Source organism: Vibrio sp. Isolate33 (assembly GCF_022397895.1).
Lineage (GTDB): Bacteria > Pseudomonadota > Gammaproteobacteria > Enterobacterales > Vibrionaceae > Vibrio > Vibrio pomeroyi.
In genome coordinates this window covers 122,258-145,594 of the sequence record NZ_JAKEUP010000005.1, presented here as the reverse complement: position 1 = coordinate 145,594, position 23,337 = coordinate 122,258, and the positions used below count along the sequence as shown (strand labels likewise).

The following is a 23,337-nucleotide window of genomic DNA, read 5'->3' as shown; positions in this document are numbered from 1 at the left end:
CAGCTCTCGCTAGATTATGCAGCGGGAGCGTTATTCACTAGAATTTCGCGAATAGATTTAAGCGTCGCTTCAGTTGAGTGGTAATCCAATTCAACTTCACTAAAAATGCCATTAACTTCAAGCATTAACGTCGGGTAAGAAAACACACCCATCGCTTCTTTAAAGCCTAACTGATCATCTAATTCACTTTCCAATAACTTACTAGAAAGATCATTTTCAAACTGTTGTACATTCATGCCTAGCTCTTCAGCCAGCTGGAGATGCGTATCTTGACTGTGTGGCAACATCGCACGAAGGTAGTACGCATGTTGAATCGCTTCCAGCATCGCTTCGTAGTGATCTTGAAAACCTGCTGCAATTACAGCACGGCACGCTGGGTAAGTGCTGCGAACAGGCTTACACTCAGTCCAAAACTCGTGGTTAAACTCAGTCCCTAGCTTAGCTTCGATCTGCTTCCAGATAGCTTGCAGCTTGTCTTTCATCTCTTCTGACATTGGCTCATCAGAATCTGGAGCCAAGCCACCCACAACGTAGTTAAACTCAATGCTCGCAGGCAATTGTTGTTTCAACAACTCAAGCGTTGGCTTGTATCCCCAACACCAGCTGCACATTGGGTCATGCACATAATGAAGTTTTACGTTCATTGTTCGTTCCTTATCGAGTCGACTCTTCTATCAATTCCAACAAAAAAGGAGCCTGATTAAGGCCCCTCATTTTAACTATTCAGCGCAAAGGCTAGAGCTTACTCAGCGTCATCATCAGCAACTTTAGCTGCTGCTTCTTTGATGATTGGCTGAAGTTCGCCTTTTTGGAACATCTCAAGAATGATGTCACAACCACCGATTAGCTCACCTTCAACCCAAAGTTGTGGGAAAGTTGGCCATTGTGCATAAGCTGGAAGCTCTGCACGGATATCAGGGTTTTGTAGAATATCTACGTAAGCAAATTTCTCGCCACATGCCATTAGAGCTTGAGACGCTTGAGAAGAGAAACCACAGCTAGGTAGCTTAGGAGAACCTTTCATGTACAGTAGAATAGTGTTTTCTTCAATTTGCTGTTTGATTTTATCGATAGTTTCCATTGCTTCCTCGTTAATGGATTACGGCTTTTATTGCCTTTATTCTACCCCAAACCAAAAGAATAAAAACCATATAAAAAAAGCGGTTAACAAGCTAAGCTAACAATTCACACAAAAGTGATGAAATAAGCTTTTAATAAAGTAAAAACTTGCTAAACTATATCGCAAGTCAGCAAATTGACCATGGTTGGCAGTATAGCGAGCCATGAATAATAATATCACTGGAAGCAATCGAAAGAGTTAACTCTTTCATATCAATGGAGAATTGAGCAATGGCATTTGAACTACCGGCTCTTCCTTACGCGAAAGACGCACTAGAACCACACATCTCAGCAGAAACGCTAGATTTCCACCACGGTAAGCACCACAACACTTATGTTGTTAAGCTAAACGGTCTTATCCCAGGTACTGAGTTTGAAGGCAAAACACTAGAAGAGATCGTTAAGACTTCTACTGGTGGTGTTTTCAATAACGCTGCTCAAATCTGGAACCACACGTTCTACTGGCACTGTCTTGCTCCTAAAGCAGGCGGTGAACCAACTGGCGCTGTTGCAGAAGCTATCAACGCTGCATTCGGTTCTTTCGAAGAATTCAAAGCGAAATTCACTGATTCAGCAATCAACAACTTCGGTTCTTCTTGGACTTGGTTAGTTAAGAAAGCTGACGGTTCTCTAGACATCGTTAACACTTCTAACGCTGCTACTCCTCTAACAGAAGAAGGTGTTACTCCACTTCTAACTGTTGACCTATGGGAACACGCTTACTACATCGATTTCCGCAATGTTCGCCCTGACTACATGGCTGCATTCTGGAACCTAGTAAACTGGTCTTTCGTAGAAGAGAACCTAGCTAAGTAATCTATTACCTAAGCTGCGCTATTTATAGCGAGTTACCTATTGAAAGCTCATGCCTCGGCGTGAGCTTTTTTGTATCTGTCGTATTCCTATCAATACGAACATGACGAAACAAATCAGCCAATCGAGCCTGCTTTTTAACCTATTATTACCTTTCTTAATAGCCCTGCATAAATTCTCTATTCGCCTGTAATTAAAGGCTAAAGTTTGCCGACTCCATGCCGTTAAAGGTGTATCAAATGAGAGGCGTCATGCAAATACATACTTTAGACAAAGCAGGAATCATCAACGAACTGAAGTTCGGCATCGGGATCAGCCAAGCGGTTGAGCAAGGTCGCCGTGCAGATTTCGCGTTGCTGCTATCTATGTTTTCTAATGATGTTCGCGATTGCACGCCCATCGACACCATTGAAGTTACAGAAACAAATGAAGATCGCCTACGCAAGCAATTTGGCGTAGCAGAACCGCAGCAACTGCGTTCAAACCAATCTTCCTATGAGATTTCAGCGCAACAATCTAATCATTTTCATCAGGCTAGCCTTGCCAGCGCAAAACTCAGCCATTACTTGAAACCCGAAGCTTTGGCTTTTATGCCTGAAGATACAGCTGACTTCCCGGAAGAGGTTTACCAAAACCTTTCAGGTCACGACCGACGTAAACTGGCGAACAAGCATGTCCCTGACTTGCCTCATGCCACACTCTACAACGGGCTATCGACTGCCCAACGTCAGTATCAAATTCAAGCTCAGGTATAACTTCAGCCCCGCTTTCTCGATTTATTTCTGCATCTCTATCGACTTTGTTCAATTCACTTCCTTGAATGATTCACCTGAGTGATATGAACCACCAACCTTGGGCATACTCAAAACGCCCGTTGTCGATTACCGCTTGAAGTTACTACAAAATGTGACGTGCCACTAAGTTCATAAAAACTTATTAATTGGCGCACCTTAGTTTGAACCAATTCACACCCATTGTATGAAATTTAACCCATTCTTATCCGACACGGATGATTTGTTTAGGTACTGGGATGGAAATAAAAAGCTCAATCATATTGGTGACATCTGCCGGCTCGCGACTGGGAGGGACGATTGCGAACCACTTTGTTAACCTTGGAGCCACAGTCATCCTTTGTGATAACGATACCGAAGCACTTCAGGCTACCTATTTACAGTGTGCTCGATTCTCTGATTCTGTTTACCACTACCCGCTCGAAAGCCATGACAACCAATCGATTCTCAGCGTGTTTGATTTTATCCAAACCACTTTCAACACCACACCCGATGTACTGGTCAATAACTGGATAAGTTCACCGATGCCAAGCCTAATTGGTGATCAGCCCGTCAGCAGCTTTATTAATGATCTTTCTTCTATGGCATCGACCCTTTTCGCATTTGGTCAAATCAGTGCAGAGAGATTGCGAGATGAAAAGAAAGAAGGTGTGATTGTAAACGTGATATCTCATGATGATTTTCATGATGTATCTGGCTTAGAGAGCGCGAACTCCATGATCACCGGGTTCACACACAGTTGGGCCAAAGAACTCACCCCGTTTAAGATCCGTGTTGGCGGTGTCGTTCCCGCGATTCACAATGCCGATGGCAAGTTCAACCGATGTCATTGGGCACAACTGCAAGACGAACTCACTAGAACCGCAGAGTACATTATCTCTAATGATTACTTCAGTGGGCGAGTAGTGGCAGCAGAGGTTTAGACTCCCCTATTCCTACTCAGATAAGCTCCCGGTTCTGAGAGCCAATCAGTCATCAGCAGCATATAAAAAAAGCCCCAGTCTTTCGACTGGGGCTTTAAACTTTTCCCGATAGATAAGTATCGTGCTAGCGAAAACTTATCTCAAAACTAATGCTTACTTATTATGCGTTAGCTTTTTCTTTTTTAGCTTTTGGTGCTTTCGCTTCAGCTGGTTTCTGGTCAGCTTTCTTAAGGATAACTGTAGTACCTTCGAAAGTTTCACCTTCAACGTATGCTTCACCGTAGTAAGAAGTTGTTAGTACTTCTTTAAGCTCAGTGATAAGTGGGTAACGTGGGTTAGCACCTGTACACTGGTCATCGAACGCTTCAACAGCTAGCTCGTCTAGTTTAGCAACGAAGTCAGACTCGTTAACACCCGCAGCTTGAATAGATAGTGGGATGTCTAGGTCTTTCTTAAGCTCTTCTAACCAAGTCAGTAGACGTTCAATCTTCTGAGCAGTACGGTCACCAGCTTGGCTTAGGCCTAGGTGGTCAGCAACTTCAGCGTAACGACGACGTGCTTGTGGACGGTCGTACTGAGAGAATGCAGTCTGCTTAGTTGGGTTATCGTTCGCGTTGTAACGTACAACGTTTGAGATAAGTAGTGCGTTAGCCAGACCGTGTGGTAGGTGGAACTCAGCACCAATTTTGTGAGCCATTGAGTGACACACACCTAGGAATGCGTTCGCAAATGCTACACCAGCGATAGTTGCTGCGTTGTGTACTTTCTCACGAGCGATTGGGTCAGCCGCACCATTTTTGTAGCTTGATGGTAGGTATTCTTTAAGCATCTTAAGAGCTTGAAGAGCTTGACCGTCTGAGTATTCGTTCGCTAGAACAGATACGTAAGCTTCAAGAGCGTGAGTTACTGCATCGTAACCACCGAACGCTGTTAGAGACTTAGGCATGTTCATTACTAGGTTCGCATCAACGATAGCCATGTTTGGCGTGATTTCGTAGTCAGCTAGTGGGTACTTAGCACCAGTCTTGTCGTCTGTAACAACAGCGAATGGAGTAACCTCTGAACCAGTACCTGAAGTTGTAGTGATACATACAAGCTCAGCTTTTTGACCCATTTTAGGGAACTTGTAGATACGTTTACGGATATCCATAAAGCGCATTGCTAGTTCTTCGAAGTGAGTTTCTGGGTGCTCGTACATAACCCACATGATCTTAGCAGCATCCATTGGAGAACCGCCACCTAGAGCAAGGATTACGTCAGGTTGGAAGCTCTTCATTGCTTCAGCGCCTTTCTCAACAACAGATAGCGTTGGATCCGCTTCTACGTCGAAGAAAGTTTGAACTTCGATGCCTTGTGCTTTAAGCAGGCTAACTACGTCATCAGCGTAACCGTTGTTGAATAGGAAACGGTCAGTTACTAGGAATGCGCGTTTCTTACCTTCTAGGTCGCTCATTGCGATTGGAAGGCTACCACGACGGAAGTAGATAGACTTAGGTAGTTTGTGCCACAACATGTTTTCAGCTCGCTTCGCTACAGTTTTCTTGTTGATAAGGTGCTTAGGACCTACGTTCTCAGAGATAGAGTTACCACCCCATGAACCACAACCTAGAGTTAGAGAAGGTGCAACGTTGAAGTTGTACAGGTCACCGATACCACCGTGAGTAGTAGGGATGTTGATTAGGATACGAGCAGTTTTCATCTTGTCACCGAAGTAACGGATGCGGTCTGCGTTAGTATCTTGGTTAGTGTAAAGACCAGATGTGTGACCGATACCACCGATTTCAACCATAGTTACCGCTTGAGCAACAGCGTCTTCGAAGTCGTCTGCGCGGAATAGACCTAGAGTTGGAGATAGTTTCTCGTGAGCGAATTCGTCATCGTAAGAAACTTTACCAAGGCCTTCACCTACAAGTACTTTTGTATCAGCAGGAACTTTAACACCAGCCATTTCAGCGATTGCTGGAGCAGGTTGACCTACGATTTTAGCGTTTAGGTTGCCGTCGATAAGAAGCACTTTACGTACTTTATCTGCATCAGCTTTAGATAGAACGTGAGCTTTGTGAGAAGCGAAACGCTCTTTAACTTCTTCGTATACATCGCTAACAACGATTGCAGCTTGCTCAGAAGCACATACAACGCCGTTATCGAATGTTTTAGACATTAGGATAGATGCTACAGCACGTTTGATGTCAGCTGTTTCATCGATAACTACAGGAACGTTACCAGCACCAACACCGATAGCAGGCTTACCAGAAGAGTATGCTGCTTTAACCATGCCTGGACCACCAGTAGCAAGGATAAGTGCGATACCGTCGTGCTTCATAAGCGCGTTAGAAAGCTCTACAGATGGTTGGTCGATCCAACCGATGATGTCTTTTGGAGCACCAGCTGCAACAGCTGCGTCTAGAACCAGTTTCGCTGCGTCGTTAGTTGAGTTCTTTGCACGTGGGTGTGGCGAGAAGATGATGCCGTTACGTGTCTTAAGAGAGATTAGAGATTTGAAGATTGCTGTAGAAGTTGGGTTCGTTGTTGGAACGATACCACAGATGATACCTACAGGCTCAGCGATAGTCATTGTGCCTAGGTTGTCATCTTCTTCTAAGATGCCACATGTTTTTTCGTCTTTGTATTTGTTGTAGATAAATTCAGATGCAAAGTGGTTTTTGATAACCTTATCTTCAACAATACCCATTCCAGATTCAGCAACTGCTTGTTGTGCAAGTGGAATACGAGCGTGGTTAGCAGCAAGAGAAGCTGCGCGGAAGATTGCGTCTACTTTCTCTTGAGAGAATGTTGCAAACTCTTCTTGTGCTGCTTTAACGCGAGCTACTAGAGCATCAAGTTCCGCTAAGTTAGTTACAGGCATGGTGGATCTCCTAAAATAATAAATATTAAAAACTTTTTATTAAATTCGCTGCTTGCCGTTAACCTTAAACACCAGCGTTCTTAGTAAATTGCTTTCAGGGCTGAGTATATTATTTCACAGTGTGAAAAAAATTGACCCAGATCAGTTACCCAAAAAGAATTAACCAGAAAGTAGTAAGGCAATCGCAAAAATAAACTTAAGACTATGATTTATATGGCTTAATATCACACTTTTCGTTCGTGCAAAAAACAAGCAAACAGACAACTTTTTTCTACATTGCGTCATAAACTGTAAAAAAGTTTCATTTTTAGTCAGCTCACTTACATGTATACGGCCAAAACTGTGCTACTGAGAGTATATCCATACCGTTGCAACGAGCTAGAAACTGTCATAATTTTTATTAAAAGCGTGCGTGAGATAACATTTAGTTCAAATCAAGTTACAACACGAAACACGAGAAAACATTTTGCAACACTGACATTACACATCTCACACTCAATTAGTTTTTCTAAAAAATAGCCCCTTCTTCAAGTTAGTTTTTTTCATTCGCTCTCATTGAATTTGTCCCTTACATTACGCACTCTGACAAAGGTCAGATCAAACCCACTATCCTACTTAACGTTACTGGAGATCGCTCTCATGCAAGGTTTAGAACTCGCAATCTTTATGCAATTCTTCCTTGGGCTTGTTGCAGCCGTAAACCCAATCGGCATCATGCCTGTTTTTGTTTCTTTAACTGCTCATATGCCACCAGAAGAGCGAAACAGGACAGCCTTACAAGCCAACATTGCTGTTGCCGTTATCTTGATTGTCTCGCTTGTTGCAGGGCAAATGCTTCTTGATATGTTTAGCATCTCGTTGGATTCATTCCGCGTTGCAGGCGGTTTACTGTTATTGAGCATCGCATTTTCGATGATGAGCGGTAAGCTCGGTGAAGATAAGCAGAACAAACAAGAGAAATCGGAATACATCAGTAAAGAGCAGATCGGCGTGGTTCCACTGGCTATGCCTCTAATGGCTGGTCCGGGTGCAATCAGCTCGACGATTGTTTACGGTTCTCGCTACCCTGCTGCAATTGATACGGTAGGCATCGGCATTAGCATCATTGCTTTCGCAACCTGTTCTTGGCTTTTATTCCGTTCAGCGCCAGTTATCGTTCGCTTCCTAGGTCAAACCGGCATCAACGTTATTACACGTATCATGGGCTTGATCCTGGGTGCGCTAGGCATCGAGTTCATCGCCAACGGCTTACGTAACCTATTCCCAGGGTTAGCATAACGTTTAGCGAAATTGGCTCGTGTATTGCGAGCAATCAAGATTGATATATAGATGAGGCGAGTAAAGCGATTGGGCTTTCACTCGCCTCGTTATTATGAAGCTTGTATAATGACTGTTAATACATTTAACAGAAGATGAACCTCTCCTTATGTCACGTAAGCCACTTAAGCATCATTTGTACGTCATTATCTTTGGCACTCACACTCCAGCCGGACGCGCATTTGATATTTCACTGATCGTTGCAATCTTGGCTTCGCTGTTGGTGCTTATCTTAGAGTCGATCCCTAATGTGATGACCGAGTGGTCACAACAGTTGCGTTACATTGAATACAGCTTTACTGCCCTCTTTACGCTTGAGTATCTGTTGAGGCTCTATTGCTCTCCAAAACCAAAATCTTATGCCACCAGCTTTTATGGTGTCGTTGACCTGTTAGCGATTCTCCCAACTTACCTAGCGATCATCTTCCCGGGTGCTTCATTTATGGGTGTGGTGAGACTGCTTCGTGTGATGCGTATCTTCCGTATCCTAAAATTGGTTCGCTACCTACAAGATTCCAACATATTGCTGCGCTCATTATTGATGGCGAGACGAAAGATTCTGATCTTCTTCAGTACAGTCGGCATCTTGGTCGTTATCTTTGGTGCTTTGATCTTTGTTATTGAAGGCCCAGAGAATGGCTTCACCAGTATTCCTCACAGTATCTACTGGGCAATCGTGACCATCACAACTGTGGGTTACGGTGACATGGTGCCGCAAACCGCATTAGGTAAGGCTATCGCATCTCTGACTATGCTTTTGGGTTACTCAATCTTAGCTGTGCCGACCGGGATTATTACCGCAGAACTCAGTAATGAAATGAACTCGCACAAAGAGTTGGTCAAATGCCCAAACTGCAACCGTTCAGGCCACGATTCTGATGCCATCTATTGTAAACACTGTGCCAGTGAATTGGCCGATCCCGACAAGCGTGTTGTGGTTGAAGATGAATAGGGCAGGTGCGGGATTCGAGTGGCGAGATGCGAAAGGATTTAAGAGCAGTTTCGTGATTTGAGTATGTGACACAAAAATACTAAAAGGGTGGCGTTTATCGTCACCTTTTTTGATGTTGGTTCACTGATCCAAAACGAGATTCCCGACTACGCTCCTTCGTCGCTATCGGGAATGACGCAATTTAAGTTAGGAGAAAAACGTCATCCTCAAGAGTGAGGAACGAACAAGTTGGGGATCTCTTCCTTGTCCTATTCCAACGAGAAGATTTGGGTGAAGTCGCGAGTGAAATTAATCAACCTTCCGCGATCAAAAAAGCCGATGTATTAACACCGGCTTTTGTCTCTCACGAAGCTAAGCATTCACACAGAGTGGCGCCTGCTTTAACTTCTAACAGAGTGGCGCCTGCTTTAACTTCTAAATAGAAAGAGCTTTCGATTACGCTTTCTCAGCAAGAATAATACGTAATGTACGACGTAGTGGTTCTGCAGCACCCCAAAGCAGTTGGTCACCAACTGTGAATGCGTTTAGGAAGTCGTTACCCATAGACATCTTACGTAGACGACCTACTGGTACAGACATCGTGCCTGTTACTTTAGCCGGAGTCAGTTCTTGCGCAGTGATGTCACGGTCATTAGGAATCACTTTAACCCAATCGTTGTGCGTCGCGATGATCTCTTCGATTTCGTCCATTGGAACGTCTTGCTTAAGCTTGATCGTTAGTGCTTGAGCGTGACAACGCATTGCACCGATACGTACACAAGTGCCATCGATAGGGATTGGCTGACCATCTAGGCCAAGAATCTTGTTCGCTTCAACGCCCGCTTTCCACTCTTCCTTGCTCTGGCCGTTTTCACGCTTCACATCGATCCAAGGAATCAGTGAGCCAGCAAGAGGAGCACCAAATTGGTCTGTTGGGAATGAAGATGAACGAATCGTATCCGCGACCTTCTTATCAATATCAAGAATTGAGCTTGATGGGTTTGCTAGTTCAGAGCTTACGCTGTCGTTGATCACGCCCATCTGTGAGATAAGCTCACGCATGTTTTTAGCGCCAGCGCCCGATGCCGCTTGGTAAGTCATCGCACTCATCCACTCGACCATGCCTTTTTCATATAGGCCGCCTAGTGCCATAAGCATCAAGCTCACAGTACAGTTACCGCCAACGAAAGTGTTGGTGCCGCTATGAATACCTTGTTGGATTTGAGCCAAGTTAACAGGATCAAGAGTGATGATTGAATCAGCGTCCATACGCAGAGTAGAAGCCGCATCAATCCAGTAGCCTTTCCAACCAGCTTGACGCAGCGCTGGGTATACTTTTGACGTGTAGTCGCCACCTTGACAGGTAATCACTGCATCTAGCTGTTTTAGGCTATCAATATCAAAAGCGTCTTGAAGTAGACCAGCATCTTTACCGCCTAAAACAGGGGCAGGAATACCAATCTGAGATGTGCTGTAATAAACAGGCTCAATCAGGTCGAAGTCTTTCTCTTCAACCATACGTTGCATCAGTACAGAACCAACCATACCGCGCCAACCAACTAGACCTACTCTCATCGCTCACTCTCCATGTATAAAATTAAAAATTGCTCTCCCCCATCTATAAGTTTTTCAGAAACAGAACTCAAGTGCTTTTTGTCAAAAAGTGTAACTTTTTCGTTTCTTTTAAGTGAACGTAATGAATCGTGCAGTTATCCCTGTGTCGACACTCAATATCTACATCACCAATAAAGGTCTCAATATCGGCAAATTCAAACATTTGCACGGTAGAAATCGTTGAAATTCAGCCTGATCACAAACAGTAATTCCCTCTTTTAAATCAAGGATACTCAGCATTATATTTTACAAAACAAAAACAACGTGCGACAGAAATCAACATGTAACAATCATGAATTTAACAATATTTTAGATTATGAAACCACAATTGATTGAGTTAACAGTCAAATATCACAACTTAGACGTATTTTTTCGATATAATAAACTAATTACTGTAGTGTCCGTTTCGTACCACACACTATAACGAAGCACTATAAATGCTCGAAATCACAAGAGGCTTTTATGAAGCAGAGTAAAACTCGCCTACCGAACCTATTACAGGTATTTATCGCGTTAGGACTATTTCTATCCCTTGCTTTTTCCTTTACTGCAAAGTTTGACCTTCCAATCCAACTTGCCTTGTATATTGGCTGGTTCATTATCATGGTTCTTGGTGTTCGTCTTGGTCATCAATACAAAGACTTAGAAAAAGCAGCACTCAAAGGAATATCTAATGGCTTAGGCGCAGTTTTAATACTTTTAGCCGTTGGCGCTCTTGTTGGTACTTGGATCTCAGGCGGGATCGTACCGACCATCATTTACTATGGTCTGAAAGCTATCCACCCTTCTATCTTCCTTTTAGCGACCATGATCATCTGTTCTCTAACCGCATTGGCTACCGGTACTTCTTGGGGCGCAGCAGGTACAGCGGGTATTGCGATGATGGGTATTGGCCAAGGCCTTGGTGTTCCAGCGCCAATCACGGCAGGTGCGGTACTTTCTGGTTGTTACTTCGGTGACAAGATGTCTCCACTATCTGATTCAGTGATTCTTGCTTCTTCAATGTCGAACGTTGAAGTGGTTGAACACATTAAGGGTATGTTGCCAGTTGCGTTAATCAGCTACGTAATTACCGGCATCATGTTTACTGCGTTTGGCTTCCACTACGCGGGCAACGTTGATATGAGCCAAGTAGAGTCTGTAATCAAAGCAATGGAAGTACAGTTCTACATCACGCCTTACTCATTCGTTCCAGTATTGATCGTGCTTGGCCTGCTGGCTTTCCGCATGCCTTCATTCCCTGTGATCAGCTTCGGTTCTCTGCTAGGTATTATTTGGGCAGTGATGATTCAAGAGATCGACTTCCTAACGGCATTCAACACCGCTTGGGCACCGTTCTCAATCTCTTCTGGTGTCGAGTTCATTGATTCAATTCTTAACCGTGGCGGCATGTCTTCAATGCTGGGTTCGGTTGCGGTTATCGTGTTTGGTTTAGGTTTTGGCGGCTTGCTTGATAAAGTCGGCGTACTAGAGACAATTGCGAAGGTATTCGAGCGCCGCGTAAACAGCGCAGGCTCACTAGCAACCAGTACGATTGGTACAGCGTTCATGGGTAACGTGTTCGGTTCAGCAATGTATGTGTCGCTTATTCTTACGCCAAAAATCTGTGCGAAGAACTACGACCGTTTAGGCTACAAACGTAAGAACCTGTCTCGTAACGCTGAGTTTGGCGGCACGCTAACATCGGGTATGGTGCCTTGGAGTGATAACGGTATCTACATGGCAAGTATTCTAGGCGTTGCAACGCTATCTTACGCGCCGTTCATGTGGTTAAGCTTCATCTGTATCATCGTGACTATCGTGACGTCTTACATGGGCTGGTTCGTTGATAAGTGTGAACCAACAGCGCCAGCACTTGAAACTGAAGAAGCAACTGAGCTGACTAAGCAACAGGCATAGTGCTTCATCGTTCAGGGCGTTAGAACGTAAAAACAAAACGTTAATGGTATAAATGCAAAAAGAGCGCCCTAGAGCGCTCTTTTCTTATCTGCTGATTTGTTTATTTGTTTATTTGTTGGCGGTTCGTTTACCCAACCAATAACCGATACCTAACGGGGCAAAGAAAACCACTAAGATAAACAATATGAAGTAGATAATCACACCTTTGATTAGCTCCATCAGCTTATCAATCGCAAGCACAACGACCTCTTGAGAGACACGGTCTAAATCCTGAGTGAACAGTTCTCTTTCAGATGTCACGATACCAGCAATCTCGATGCGTTCTTTCTCAATCATCTGAACCAAAGCTTCTCGTTCTCGCGTCACCATCTTTTCCAGTGCCACACGCTCATCACTCAGCATTGCTAACTTTTGGTCTGTTTTATCGCTGAGGTCGTTTAACAGAGGCTGCATTTCTGTCGACATAATAGAAGCCAGTGTTTGCATGTACTCTGGGTTGTTCTCAATGAAATCCTGCATGCTTGCTGACGTTTGACGAAGGCTTTCCAATGTCATCGACAAATCTTCACCCGTGAGTGAACTGTTCATCGCAACTAACTCGGCTTTCCACGTCATCAATTTTGGCGTTTGATCAGCCATTAAGCTTAAGCGGTCTGATGCATCGCTCATGGCTTCTGGCATAGTACCTAGGCTCTGAACGATTTGAGATTCGTCTTTACCCAGATAAGCCAACCATTCGCGATAAGCAGGCGTACTTCTGAAGGTAAGATCATTAAAAGGATTGTTCGCGGCAAATTCTGCAACGAATGCTTTGCTCTTTTTGAAATCACTTGAGCTCAATACGCCCTTTGCTAGCTTCTCAGCTTCTTGGTCAAGAAAACGCGCTGTTTCTACCGCATCATCAGTCACAAACAAATCAGAACCGTCACCTTGGGCGTAAAAGTGATTCATTTGCGCAGTGAACACCCATGAGTCAATTAAGGCTGACATAGGAGAAGTTTGATAAGCCGCTTGCTGTAAGCCCTGCTCTGCGTGGATCTTCCAAAGCAACACATAAGATTGATGTAAGGTGTCATCAGCCGGGTAAGATTGTGCGATTACGTCCGCTGAGTCTTCTACTCTTGTAAAAAACATCTTGGCGTATTCACGCGTCATGAGGCGAGCATTCAGCTCTTGTTGAGTGAGAGGCGTCGTCTGACTATCTAACTTAACTTCTAAGAGAGAACAACCACTTAGCACAATGCTAAGCACCAACACCATCCAACTTCGACTCGAAACTCGTAACATATAAACCTCTGACAAAGACTAAGGGCGCGGATTGTATGAGCACTTCGTCAGAGTATTGTCAAAATTCCTACAAAAGTTAACGTTGATTATCTAAATATGCATGAGCAGAATCCACCGAGGCTTTTATTGCCTGCTCGAGCTCTGTTAAATCATGTTCACTGATGGCTCTAGATTGCTTCATCGTCATTTCGATACTCGCCGCAATGATCGCCAACCGAGACGCTTTGATGCTACCCGCCACGCCTTTCAGGCTATGCACAACACGAGCAGCGGAAGTCTCATCTTTGGTCAGTAGCGATTTAAACTTCTCATAATCGTCAGCGTGATCTTGTACAAAGACACCAAGCAACAATTCGACAGACTCTGCGTCACCATCGAGTGTTTCTAACATGTCTTCAATATCAATCGCAGGTTTTGAATCCGTGACACTGGCGACGTGTTTCTCTACCACTGGCACATCTTCAATATTTTGTTGAATCGCGGAGTGACTCTGCACACTAGAATTCTGCTGTGCTTGAAAATTGGAATGTTGGCTACCTACAACATGAGAGGTATTATCTGCTGGTTTCACTACTGAAGAAGCGACGCTGTGATTCGATTCATGAGATACGCTGTCTTTTCCGCGAGCAACGCTTCCAGAGGTAGCCTCTTCAAGATCAGCCTCTGTGCGGGAAGCACTCGGCTTAGTTGGTTTGACTTCAGGCTCAGGAGTGAATTCTTCATCTGTTTCTTTAGTTAATTTTTTTGCATTAGCGCCCCACAAAACCAGCGCTATCATCGCCACCAAACTCAAACCAAGCATCACCAATAATAGGTTAAATTGACGATCGTGAAACTCAGCTTCAAGCTTGATGATCTGCTCGTTGACTGAGTTCTTCTTAATCTTATCAACCAAATAGTTAAGCTGAGCGTAATCACTCAACAATGCAGAAGCATCAGCGAGCAATTGTTGAATAGCGTCTTGCTCTTCAGTTTCTAATGCATACGATTTATCAAGAATTGAATCAAAGGCGCGATAGGTGGCAGATGAGCTTTGATTATCAGAATACATGGCTTCGAAAACCACCACTCCGAATTCATTCAGTAGCGGTTTTAGCTTAGGAGAAAGTTCAGTATCGGCACGCAATAGCTTGATGTTGTCGACAATGTCTTGAACCTGACTTTCTATTGGAATGAACTCATCAAACTTTTCTAAGAATTGGTCTGCGACGTAAAGCAATTGATTCACATCAGGACGAAAGAAGGCATGTTGGAAATCAGATTCAATCTGCAGCCTGATCGAGTAAACCAACTGAGCATCAAGGGCGAGGTCATTGATTCGAGACACACGCAGTGGCTCCGAGAAATAAAGCGATTGCCTTAGTTCATTAACGCGAATACCGAGTTCTTCAATTTGAGCAAGAGAATGTGTGTAGGAACGGCTTAGATTGAGAAGTGCTAATGAAGGCAGTAGCCACAGAGCCAAGAGTACAACCAAGAAAGTGGCTGGTTTTTTAAAGCGATTGGGCTTTGCTACTGATTGTTCCATCTATATTCCTTGTGCATATTTGCAGTCAGCCATTATCGTTAGCTAAAAGACTCAGCACAAAACAAGCGACAACATCCTGCTGCCGCTTCTACCCGTTAACTTCGGACTATGACTTATTGCGAGTCAGTTGGTCACGTAAGTTCGGTGGTGTGCCTTTAATTGTTAGCGTGTCTGTCTCCGGATCGTAGAAGATACGCTCGCCTAGAAGCAGACTATCAAAACTAACATTCAAACCGCCACCAGCACCAACAAATTTTGTTAGTTTACGCATAGTTGCGCGATCGGCTGGGAAGCTATCTTCTAACTCGTAGCCTTGCTCACTAGTATAGTCAAAGAAGCTCGTGCCATCTGTGCTTGCTGGTAATTCGCCAGAAAGCTCACGAACTTGTACTTCATCACCCGCTTTTAGCTGCTCGTTACAGTAGTCTGCAACCTGCTTTTTGTAGCTGATCGCTTCTTCTTTCTCTAATTTAGAGTCAGAAACAAAATCTTCTACCGCTTGCATCAACACTTGGTTTTGCTGTTTAGCATCTAAGCCAACTTCAGCTTGAAGAAAATCTAGGAAGAAATCCGCGACTTTACGGCCAACACGTCCTTTAATATAAGTTAAGTAACGGTTTGACTCTTTGTCTGTCTCGTAAGTCGACAAGTCTAAGCGCGCCGCGATATCCATTTTAGAGATATCTAGATAGTCAGTTGCGCTAATATCTAACCCTTCTGTCACCTTTAGGCTTTGGTTTGAAGGCAGCAGACCGATGAAAAGGTAATCTGTCGCAAGTGACTGATATTCAGCCATTACCAAGATACCTTCGTCAGCGAATGGGTACTTTGATAGCTCGTCTTTTAGACGTTGCGCACTCTTTTGAGAAAAATCGTAAAAGTTTGTCTCACCAGCACGAAGTTGATGCAACCACTGTTGAAATTCGCTGTCAGATTTGAAAGAACCAAACCCTTTGCCTGCTTTTGAATTAAAAACACGGTGAAGTTCAGCAACTAGGCTTTCAGATGAAGCATCGTTTTCTAGAGATTCAGCACGATAGTTAACAATCAGTTCATCCTGATCGTTCTTGCTCAGCTGGTGTAAAATTACGTTGGAAAGGTGAAGGCTCATAGTGAAAATATTACCGTTCAGGTTTCAGTTGTCGTGCATAGTAGGTTATCATAAGCCGCTTTTACTATCATTATTAGAGTCCTTATGCCGATTATATCTAAATACACAGATGAACAAGTTGAAAAAATCCTAGCTGAAGTAGGTGCTGTACTATCTAAGCACAAAGCTTCACCAGAACTTTCACTGATGATCGCTGGAAATATCGCAACCAATGTCTTAAATCAGAATGTTGCTGCTTCACAACGCAAAGGAATTGCTGAAAAATTTGCCGAGGCTTTAATTTCTTCTCTTGAAGATAAAAAGTCTCACTAAATTTGATTGACGGATAAAAGAATTATAAATGGTAGACAGCGCAAACTCATATAGCGATCGTGTATCTCGACTGGTTGGTTGGGGTCACTGGTTTGCATTTTTCAACATCATTGCTGCGATGTTGATTGGTACTCGTTATATTACTCAATCTGCTTGGCCAGAAACCTTGCTGGGTCAATTCTATTTGGCTGCATCGTGGGTTGGTCATTTTGGCTTTTTAGTGTTCGCGCTCTATCTATTAGTGCTGTTCCCGCTCACTTTTATTCTTCCGTCGAGGAAGTTATTACGTTTGGTTGCCGTTTGTTTCGCGACCATAGGTTTAACTGTCCTACTGATTGATACCCAAACGTATCAAAATATAAACCTCCACCTGACGCCTGTCGTGTGGGAGGTTTTGTTCAGTGGAGAGGAGTCTGCATTCACATCTGACTTGCAGCACCTCTTCATTGTTATGCCGCTTATCTTCTTGCTGCAACTCGGTCTGTCTGAGTGGGTTTGGCGTAAGCAGCGTAAACTGTCTCATAAACACATCGGCCGTCCAATTACCGCCGTGTTCTTCTTGTGTTTCATCAGCAGCCACTTGACCTACATGTGGGCTGATGCGTATTTCTACAACCCAATTACTAGCCAAAAAGCGAACTTCCCACTGTCTTACCCAATGACAGCGAAAAGCTTTATGGAGAAACATGGTCTATTAGACCGTGAAGAGTACCTACAGCGTTTAGAAGCGAACAAAGAGAACGTAAACCTAGTTAGCTACCCGCTAGAAAAAATTCAATACAACCGCCGCAGTGATGATCTGAACATCCTGATGGTGAGTGTAAACAACCTTCGCTCTGATGCACTTAATGCCACAGCGATGCCAAACAGCTACGCTTACGCGCAACAGTCGATCAATTTCACCAACCATTACAGTTCAAGTAACGATATGTTTGGTATTTTCGGTTTGTTCTATGGCCTTCCGAGCAGCTACGCAAGCAGCATCGAAGCACAAGGCTCAAGCGCAGTACTGTTGGATGTGTTAGACAATCATAATTATAAGTTTGCCGCTTTCAGTGGCGACAACTTTGACGATGCACTTTACTCGGAAATCATCTTCCGAGGCCGTGACGTTATGCCAGAGCAAGCAACTTATGATGACCAAAGCGCAATACAAGCTTGGGCGGATTGGATTCAATCACCACAGGCTAAACGCCCTTGGTTCAACTTTATTGAACTGACTACGCTGGATAACTTCTCTAGCTACGATTCAAGTTCAGAGTCAGATTCAACGTTGAGTACAGCGGAACGTTTTGCGGCAGACTATCAAAAATCTGCTCAAGCGGCCGATGCTCAACTAGCGACTATTTACGCTGAACTAGAGCGCTTAGATCTTATCGACAATACGGTGGTTATCATCACCTCTAACCACGGTACTGAGTTTAACGAAACCAAAACCAACAGCTGGGGTGCAAACTCTAACTACAGTCGTTACCAATTACAGGTGCCTCTGTTCATCAGCTGGCCTGGTAAATCTGCTTCTGAGTACACTCACCGCTCTAGTCACCTAGATGTGTCGGTAACGCTAATGCAGGAGCTGTTAGGCGTATCATCGAACCCAACTGACTTCAGTAGCGGTCGCAGCCTGTTTGATGAGCGTAAGAGAAAATGGATTCTAGCGGGTGATTCTCGTGAGCTTGCACTGGTTACTGATCAGCAAACAACGGTGTTAGATAAATTTGGCAACTACAAATTGTATGACCAAAACTACAAACGCCTGAAAAACGTAAGCCCTCGCTTACCTGTATTGATGCAAGGCCTCACTGAACTACAGCGTTTCTACACAAAAAATGACTAAATGATCATCAATGAGAAAAGGGAAGCCAGTGGCTTCCCTTTTTTATTGCCTTGAATGATTAGAAAACAAGCAACAAAACAAAATTATGAAAATTAAGGGTTTACAAGATCCTCCGCCCCTTATATTATTCACGCCACTGGAGGGATGGCTGAGTGGTCGAAAGCACCGGTCTTGAAAACCGGCAACCGTTAATAGCGGTTCTAGGGTTCAAATCCCTATCCCTCCACCACATTAAAGAAAGCCGCTGAGAAATCAGCGGCTTTTTTGCATCTGAAGCTTGTTACTGTTTGGAGTTAAGCTATCGACTTTCATCCTTGTCATAACAAGCCACAAACCCACCAGCCTTATCTGTCGTACTTTATTGTTGCCCTCAAGTCGCGCTCAGCCAACAAATCGATATCTAAACCAGACCATCTATAGCCTGCGATTGGTTTATCACACAAACAAAGCTCATCGCCAACATTACAAAGATGATTTTTAACCGCAGAACTTCGCCTCCACGTTCGATAAAAAGCACAACAAATAGCCATTCAGCACAAAATTATCGAAAAGCGTTCATAAAAAAAGCAGTCAGTTGATAAGGGTATTTACAAGCGAAAGCCACCCTTATATTATACGCCCCATCGGAGGGATGGCTGAGTGGTCGAAAGCACCGGTCTTGAAAACCGGCAACCGTTAATAGCGGTTCTAGGGTTCAAATCCCTATCCCTCCACCACATTAAAGAAAGCCGCTGAGAAATCAGCGGCTTTTTTGTATCTGAAGTTTACGTATCAGGCTGACACAGCCTTTTCATTACGCCACCTTTCGGCTCACTTCAAAGCGTCCTATCAGTTGGTCTAAGCGGCTCAATGCATTACCCATTAACGAAACTCGGCGTGCGAGTTGTTTCGTCGACAGTTGTAGGTCAGAGATAGAACGTTGGGCTTTGTCTGCCGTTTGTCCATTTTTCTGACTGTTCTCATCTAGGTTTGACATGGTCGTAAAAAGATCGGCTACTGCTGCTTGAATTTGCTCACTGCGTGCGTTCGAGTCGACGGTTAAATTACCTTTACTCACATTCTCGACGCCTCGCTCCATAGACTCGACTGCGCTGCGAGACTTAGTATGCAGCTCTTTCATTAGGTCACTAATATGGTTGGCGGCTTGTGAAGTACGATCAGCTAAAGTTCTTACTTCTGAGGCAACCACAGAAAACCCTCTTCCGTGTTCACCTGCTCTTGCAGATTCTATGGCAGCGTTCAATGCCAGAAGGTTCGTCTGCGCTGTAATGTCGGTAATGATGTCTATAATGTCAGACACTTTGGTCATTTCATTATTCACCTCATTTACGCTGTGGGCTGAGCTTTCTACAATATTCCGCACAATCTCCATTCCTTCAACCGATTGATTGTATTCCTTCTCCGCATTAAGAACGGCTTGCTTCATTACTGTATCCATTTGCGTTGCCGAAACGGTCGCATGAGTAATTTCACTCTGTTGATACTGGCTTAGATCCAACATATTACTGAGCGCCAGTGATGCATCATCACTGGTTTGCTTCATCACGACACTGCGACGAAACATCGATTCCGATACTTCCCTAACTTCGTGGCTAGCATGAATCAAATCACTTACCGTGCTATCTAAGTTATCGATGAAACTGTTAGTCCACCGCCCCAAATTACCAAGTTCATTATGGCTGAATGTGGTTGGGTCAAGCCTCCTACTTAAATTGCCATCACCTTCGGCTAAGGTTTGCATCACCCCAGTCATTTCATGAACCTTATTTGCTAACGGTTTAGCACTCACTAGGCGAAATAAACCGAGAGCGAGAAACGCGCAAGCGAACATGACACCGCCGTGCAAAAGAGGGGTTAACGTATAAAAGTGAGCAAGCAGTAATGGAACAGATAGAGGCAGTAACATGCAGCCGATAAAATGTTTAGATAAGGTGTAACTTAGGCTTCGATCTCTATAGACCTCTTCTAAGTCAGACTCACACATCATGCCGAAAGTGTCTGGTGAACCGTCCAGTTGAAAAGTGATACCTTTACCGATGACCGGAATGTGGCGATAGTCGGAATACCCCGGGTAACCAATAAACAGGTTGCTGCCATTTTTGATGGTTTCTCTGACGCCGGGATGAAGTTGATTCGTGGCAGGATCCGTAAATCGAATCTCAAATTCAGTGTGCTGTTGGATCTTAACCGTTCCCCAATCAGTATGAATCCCTTGTTTTAAGTTCTCGCCATGTGAAAAGGTATTATCTTCAAAGCGGGAGCGAGAGAGCGCAACACCTGGTTGAATTTGAGGGTCATGAATAGAGTCGACCATAAAGATATAGTTATCACCCGACTCACTATAAATATGCCCCGCTTCTCTCTGAATAATGTCACCAATAACATCATTGGGAACACGACCACATAAGAACTGCTGAGTCCCTTCGTCCCGAGAAAAGGGCACATAAAACATCAGCGTGACTTGATCATGAAACGATGAACTCGAAGCTCCTACGTTCAACGTGCGTTGATCCATATACGGCCCGTGTAGATAACGCTTCGATGCTCCTTCGACTAAAGCCTTCTTATCTGCAAGAGTTGCTCCGATATGGTCGTGATAACTCGATGCTTGCGCGACACCTTTAGAATCGACGATCGCCAGCTCAGAGAAATCCGTGCCACGTTTAAGAAGACTTGATAATGTACTTTCCGCCTGCTCTTCCGTTCGGCTTGCCAAATAAACGGCAGAGTCTTCTAAAAAGTCCCATTGGTTCTTCACCCAATTATGAAGAAGTTGAACTCGAGTATGGGCGATACTTTCAAATGTTTGCTCGAGCTCTTCTGTCCTACTTCGATTTAGAAAACAGGCTCTACGCATTGCTAGTTTCCCTGTTGCGCCAAACCACTTAAGCCAACTGCGTTCCTTGTCCGTCAGGTTCATTTACATCCCTTGTGTTTTTATATTCACAAGGGTAAAGCAATTTACAGACCAGAATTAATCACACAAATACGTAACTAATTAATAAAAAAGTAATTTTTGCGCATCAACGTGGTGCAAGTCGTGTCTTTTTTGGTGCAACAGATACTTCTTCTTTATCACCTTTTTAATGAGGTTACAGTGGTTAATTTGAGAAGTTAATCGTAAACATGATGAGCCGCTTTCAATAATTGCATGTGAATAGGAACCAGATCTTGATGCTGTGTTCGATAGCCACCACCAACAACACATGCCATCGGAATAGATTCTGATTTCGCTAATTCAATCATGAAACAGTCGCGTTCAAATATGCCTTGAGTAGACACATTCAAATAGCCCAGTTCATCGTCTTCATGGATGTCGATGCCCGCATCATAAATAATGAGATCAGGTTGATGGTGAGCAATCGACAACTTGGTGACTTGCTCAAAACAACGCAGAAATTCTTCATCTTCGGTTTCACGGCTTAATGGCACATCTAAATCCGACAGAGGTTTACGTGCAGGGAAGTTTTTATCACAATGGAAAGACAGAGTGATAATCTCATCGCTATCTTGGCAAAGAGTCGCTGTACCATCGCCATGATGAACATCACTATCGACAATCAACACTTTATCTATGTGCTCAAAGGTCAACGCGTGCTTTGCTGCCAGCACAAGATCATTCAACAGACAAAAGCCACTACCAAAGTCATTATGCGCGTGATGGTAGCCACCACTCAAATGAATCGTTAAACCACTCTCTATCGCCATTTCTGCGGCCAAGCAAGTTCCCCCGCTGGAATAGAGCGTTCTTTCAATCAGTTGCTCACTCCACGGAAAGCCAATACGCCTCATTTTTGCCGCGGGCAGGTTTCCAGAAACAAGCAAATCCACATACTCGCTATCGTGTACCTGTTTTACTTGCTCAACCGAAACGGGCTTTGGTTGAAACACTTCAAACTTGCTCTTCCACAGGGGTTCGCTATCCATTAGCGCCTCAACAGCACTGTGTAACAACTGATATTTGTTAATCGGATAACGGTGACCTTCAGGTAAAGGCAGTTGCGAATAGATTGGGTGGTAAATTAAAGGAATCATAATCAAGTTAATTGCGTATCTTTCTCAAAATCATAACAGCCTCAGACTTGGCGACAACCTTAATTAACGATAATAATTCTCATTACATTTAATCCATTTCAGAGGCAACAATGAAAAACGTAATACTCATCCTTGGGGTGATCTGCGGCTCGATGGCTGCAGTAATGATTTTTGTAGGAATGCTAATGGCCAGTTGGTGGACCGTTGATTTTCTCGTGTTAAGCCATCAAACTTAACTAATTGAACTGAAAAGGAATCACCATGAGCGTTATTTTTATTACTGGAGCGAACCGCGGCATTGGCTTAAGTTTGACTCAACAATACTTGAAAGGTAACCACAAGGTATACGCGACTTATCGTGATACCAATTCAGCAACAGAACTGCTCTCACTCGCAGACCACAACAGCAACCTAACCTGTATTCAGTTAGAAATAACCGATTACCAAGCGGTGAGCCAACTTCCTTCTCAAATTCCTTCGATTGATATCTTGATTAACAATGCTGGCTACTATGGGCCAAAAGGTTATGGATTGGGTAATACCGATGTTGAAGAGTGGCGCCGTGTTTTTGAAGTCAATACGATTGCGCCATTGAAGCTTGTCGAAACGCTATTACCTGTTCTAGAAAGCAGTGACGTGAAAAAGGTCGCTTGCTTGTCTTCTCGAGTGGGCAGCATGACAGAGAATACCTCTGGCGGTGGCTACATCTATCGTTCCTCTAAAGCGGCTCTTAACTCCGTTGTGAAGAGTTTAAGTAACGACCTAACCAATGATGGCTTTACTGTGTTAGCGCTGCACCCAGGTTGGGTACAGACCGAAATGGGTGGGCCAAACGCTCTGATCGACACCGACACTTCGGCATCTGGCCTTATCAAAGTCATCGAGTCTGCCAATACCGAAGTAAGCGGTCACTTCTTCAATTTCGATGGCACTGAAATAGACTGGTAGACTCTC

Annotated in this window: 18 protein-coding genes and 2 tRNA genes; 11 read left to right on the top strand and 9 right to left on the bottom strand. The window is 44.0% G+C overall.

Features of this window, described 5'->3' with window-relative positions:
* Nucleotides 1-14: 14 nt before the first annotated feature.
* Together L1D37_RS10600 and L1D37_RS10595 are read right to left on the bottom strand one after the other, a co-directional pair.
* The gene (locus L1D37_RS10600; RefSeq protein ID WP_239847882.1) at nucleotides 15-644 is read right to left on the bottom strand and encodes a DsbA family protein; all 630 of its coding nucleotides are present in this window, start codon (nucleotides 642-644) and stop codon (nucleotides 15-17) included.
* Between the two features lie 98 nt (nucleotides 645-742).
* Nucleotides 743-1,081, bottom strand: coding sequence for a Grx4 family monothiol glutaredoxin (locus L1D37_RS10595; RefSeq protein ID WP_239847881.1), 339 nt, complete (start codon nucleotides 1,079-1,081; stop codon nucleotides 743-745).
* A gap of 269 nt (nucleotides 1,082-1,350) precedes the next feature.
* On the opposite strand from L1D37_RS10595, the gene sodB reads away from it, so the two are divergent.
* From sodB to L1D37_RS10580, 3 genes are all read left to right on the top strand, one after another.
* Nucleotides 1,351-1,935 (top strand): superoxide dismutase [Fe], encoded by a 585-nt coding sequence (gene sodB / locus L1D37_RS10590; RefSeq protein ID WP_004734050.1) that lies wholly within the window; start codon nucleotides 1,351-1,353, stop codon nucleotides 1,933-1,935.
* Nucleotides 1,936-2,183: 248 nt separating this feature from the next.
* The gene (locus L1D37_RS10585; protein WP_275665496.1) at nucleotides 2,184-2,687 is read left to right on the top strand and encodes a VC2046/SO_2500 family protein; all 504 of its coding nucleotides are present in this window, start codon (nucleotides 2,184-2,186) and stop codon (nucleotides 2,685-2,687) included.
* 275 nt (nucleotides 2,688-2,962) lie between these two features.
* Nucleotides 2,963-3,646, top strand: coding sequence for an SDR family oxidoreductase (locus L1D37_RS10580; protein ID WP_017632527.1), 684 nt, complete (start codon nucleotides 2,963-2,965; stop codon nucleotides 3,644-3,646).
* A gap of 160 nt (nucleotides 3,647-3,806) precedes the next feature.
* Here L1D37_RS10580 and adhE read toward each other — a convergent pair whose 3' ends face one another.
* On the bottom strand, nucleotides 3,807-6,512 hold the full coding sequence (gene adhE / locus L1D37_RS10575) for a bifunctional acetaldehyde-CoA/alcohol dehydrogenase (protein WP_132761999.1): 2,706 nt from the start codon (nucleotides 6,510-6,512) through the stop codon (nucleotides 3,807-3,809).
* Nucleotides 6,513-7,151: 639 nt separating this feature from the next.
* Between adhE and L1D37_RS10570 the strand changes: the two genes are divergently transcribed.
* Both L1D37_RS10570 and L1D37_RS10565 read left to right on the top strand, forming a co-directional pair.
* Nucleotides 7,152-7,790, top strand: a complete 639-nt coding sequence (locus tag L1D37_RS10570; protein WP_004734056.1) for a YchE family NAAT transporter — start codon at nucleotides 7,152-7,154, stop codon at nucleotides 7,788-7,790.
* A gap of 148 nt (nucleotides 7,791-7,938) precedes the next feature.
* Nucleotides 7,939-8,781, top strand: a complete 843-nt coding sequence (locus L1D37_RS10565) for an ion transporter (RefSeq protein WP_176680205.1) — start codon at nucleotides 7,939-7,941, stop codon at nucleotides 8,779-8,781.
* A 435-nt stretch (nucleotides 8,782-9,216) separates the two neighbouring features.
* On the opposite strand, the gene asd is transcribed toward L1D37_RS10565, so the two are convergent.
* A complete protein-coding gene (gene asd / locus L1D37_RS10560; RefSeq protein ID WP_017629874.1) occupies nucleotides 9,217-10,335 on the bottom strand; it encodes an aspartate-semialdehyde dehydrogenase in 1,119 nt (372 codons plus the stop codon).
* Between the two features lie 501 nt (nucleotides 10,336-10,836).
* Between asd and nhaC the strand changes: the two genes are divergently transcribed.
* The gene (nhaC, locus tag L1D37_RS10555; protein WP_239847879.1) at nucleotides 10,837-12,273 is read left to right on the top strand and encodes a Na+/H+ antiporter NhaC; all 1,437 of its coding nucleotides are present in this window, start codon (nucleotides 10,837-10,839) and stop codon (nucleotides 12,271-12,273) included.
* A 108-nt stretch (nucleotides 12,274-12,381) separates the two neighbouring features.
* On the opposite strand, the gene L1D37_RS10550 is transcribed toward nhaC, so the two are convergent.
* From L1D37_RS10550 to yejK, 3 genes are all read right to left on the bottom strand, one after another.
* A complete protein-coding gene (locus tag L1D37_RS10550; protein ID WP_239847878.1) occupies nucleotides 12,382-13,560 on the bottom strand; it encodes a chemotaxis protein in 1,179 nt (392 codons plus the stop codon).
* A 76-nt stretch (nucleotides 13,561-13,636) separates the two neighbouring features.
* Nucleotides 13,637-15,088 carry an Hpt domain-containing protein gene (locus L1D37_RS10545; RefSeq protein ID WP_239847877.1) on the bottom strand — a complete coding sequence of 484 codons (1,452 nt, stop codon included), beginning with the start codon at nucleotides 15,086-15,088 and terminating at the stop codon, nucleotides 13,637-13,639.
* A gap of 106 nt (nucleotides 15,089-15,194) precedes the next feature.
* Nucleotides 15,195-16,199: a nucleoid-associated protein YejK gene (yejK, locus tag L1D37_RS10540; RefSeq protein ID WP_017061190.1), complete on the bottom strand. Its 1,005-nt coding sequence runs from the start codon at nucleotides 16,197-16,199 to the stop codon at nucleotides 15,195-15,197.
* Nucleotides 16,200-16,283: 84 nt separating this feature from the next.
* Here yejK and L1D37_RS10535 point away from each other — a divergent pair, with 84 nt between their 5' ends.
* The 4 genes from L1D37_RS10535 (at nucleotide 16,284) to L1D37_RS10520 (ending at nucleotide 19,064) form a co-directional block, all read left to right on the top strand.
* Nucleotides 16,284-16,511, top strand: a complete 228-nt coding sequence (locus L1D37_RS10535) for a YejL family protein (RefSeq protein ID WP_004740674.1) — start codon at nucleotides 16,284-16,286, stop codon at nucleotides 16,509-16,511.
* 28 nt (nucleotides 16,512-16,539) lie between these two features.
* On the top strand, nucleotides 16,540-18,348 hold the full coding sequence (locus L1D37_RS10530; protein WP_017633039.1) for a DUF3413 domain-containing protein: 1,809 nt from the start codon (nucleotides 16,540-16,542) through the stop codon (nucleotides 18,346-18,348).
* A 138-nt stretch (nucleotides 18,349-18,486) separates the two neighbouring features.
* Nucleotides 18,487-18,577: transfer RNA gene (locus L1D37_RS10525), tRNA-Ser, on the top strand.
* Nucleotides 18,578-18,973: 396 nt separating this feature from the next.
* A tRNA-Ser gene (locus L1D37_RS10520) sits at nucleotides 18,974-19,064 on the top strand.
* Nucleotides 19,065-19,141: 77 nt separating this feature from the next.
* On the opposite strand, the gene L1D37_RS10515 is transcribed toward L1D37_RS10520, so the two are convergent.
* Entirely contained in the window at nucleotides 19,142-21,268 is a 2,127-nt protein-coding gene (locus L1D37_RS10515; protein WP_239847876.1) for a methyl-accepting chemotaxis protein, read from the bottom strand.
* Nucleotides 21,269-21,462: 194 nt separating this feature from the next.
* Nucleotides 21,463-22,383, bottom strand: coding sequence for a histone deacetylase (locus L1D37_RS10510; protein ID WP_239847875.1), 921 nt, complete (start codon nucleotides 22,381-22,383; stop codon nucleotides 21,463-21,465).
* Nucleotides 22,384-22,644: 261 nt separating this feature from the next.
* On the opposite strand from L1D37_RS10510, the gene L1D37_RS10505 reads away from it, so the two are divergent.
* A complete protein-coding gene (locus L1D37_RS10505) occupies nucleotides 22,645-23,331 on the top strand; it encodes an SDR family oxidoreductase (RefSeq protein WP_239847874.1) in 687 nt (228 codons plus the stop codon).
* Nucleotides 23,332-23,337: the final 6 nt, after the last annotated feature.

Coding starts and splice junctions, on each gene's coding strand:
- L1D37_RS10600 (WP_239847882.1), bottom strand. CDS start 644: ATGAACGTAAAACTTCATTATGTGCATGACCCAATGTGCAGCTGGTGT.
- sodB (WP_004734050.1), top strand. CDS start 1,351: ATGGCATTTGAACTACCGGCTCTTCCTTACGCGAAAGACGCACTAGAA.
- L1D37_RS10510 (WP_239847875.1), bottom strand. CDS start 22,383: ATGATTCCTTTAATTTACCACCCAATCTATTCGCAACTGCCTTTACCT.
- asd (WP_017629874.1), bottom strand. CDS start 10,335: ATGAGAGTAGGTCTAGTTGGTTGGCGCGGTATGGTTGGTTCTGTACTG.
- L1D37_RS10550 (WP_239847878.1), bottom strand. CDS start 13,560: ATGTTACGAGTTTCGAGTCGAAGTTGGATGGTGTTGGTGCTTAGCATT.
- yejK (WP_017061190.1), bottom strand. CDS start 16,199: ATGAGCCTTCACCTTTCCAACGTAATTTTACACCAGCTGAGCAAGAAC.
- L1D37_RS10545 (WP_239847877.1), bottom strand. CDS start 15,088: ATGGAACAATCAGTAGCAAAGCCCAATCGCTTTAAAAAACCAGCCACT.
- L1D37_RS10535 (WP_004740674.1), top strand. CDS start 16,284: ATGCCGATTATATCTAAATACACAGATGAACAAGTTGAAAAAATCCTA.
- L1D37_RS10530 (WP_017633039.1), top strand. CDS start 16,540: ATGGTAGACAGCGCAAACTCATATAGCGATCGTGTATCTCGACTGGTT.
- L1D37_RS10565 (WP_176680205.1), top strand. CDS start 7,939: ATGTCACGTAAGCCACTTAAGCATCATTTGTACGTCATTATCTTTGGC.
- L1D37_RS10570 (WP_004734056.1), top strand. CDS start 7,152: ATGCAAGGTTTAGAACTCGCAATCTTTATGCAATTCTTCCTTGGGCTT.
- nhaC (WP_239847879.1), top strand. CDS start 10,837: ATGAAGCAGAGTAAAACTCGCCTACCGAACCTATTACAGGTATTTATC.
- L1D37_RS10515 (WP_239847876.1), bottom strand. CDS start 21,268: ATGAACCTGACGGACAAGGAACGCAGTTGGCTTAAGTGGTTTGGCGCA.
- adhE (WP_132761999.1), bottom strand. CDS start 6,512: ATGCCTGTAACTAACTTAGCGGAACTTGATGCTCTAGTAGCTCGCGTT.
- L1D37_RS10505 (WP_239847874.1), top strand. CDS start 22,645: ATGAGCGTTATTTTTATTACTGGAGCGAACCGCGGCATTGGCTTAAGT.
- L1D37_RS10585 (WP_275665496.1), top strand. CDS start 2,184: ATGCAAATACATACTTTAGACAAAGCAGGAATCATCAACGAACTGAAG.
- L1D37_RS10580 (WP_017632527.1), top strand. CDS start 2,963: ATGGAAATAAAAAGCTCAATCATATTGGTGACATCTGCCGGCTCGCGA.
- L1D37_RS10595 (WP_239847881.1), bottom strand. CDS start 1,081: ATGGAAACTATCGATAAAATCAAACAGCAAATTGAAGAAAACACTATT.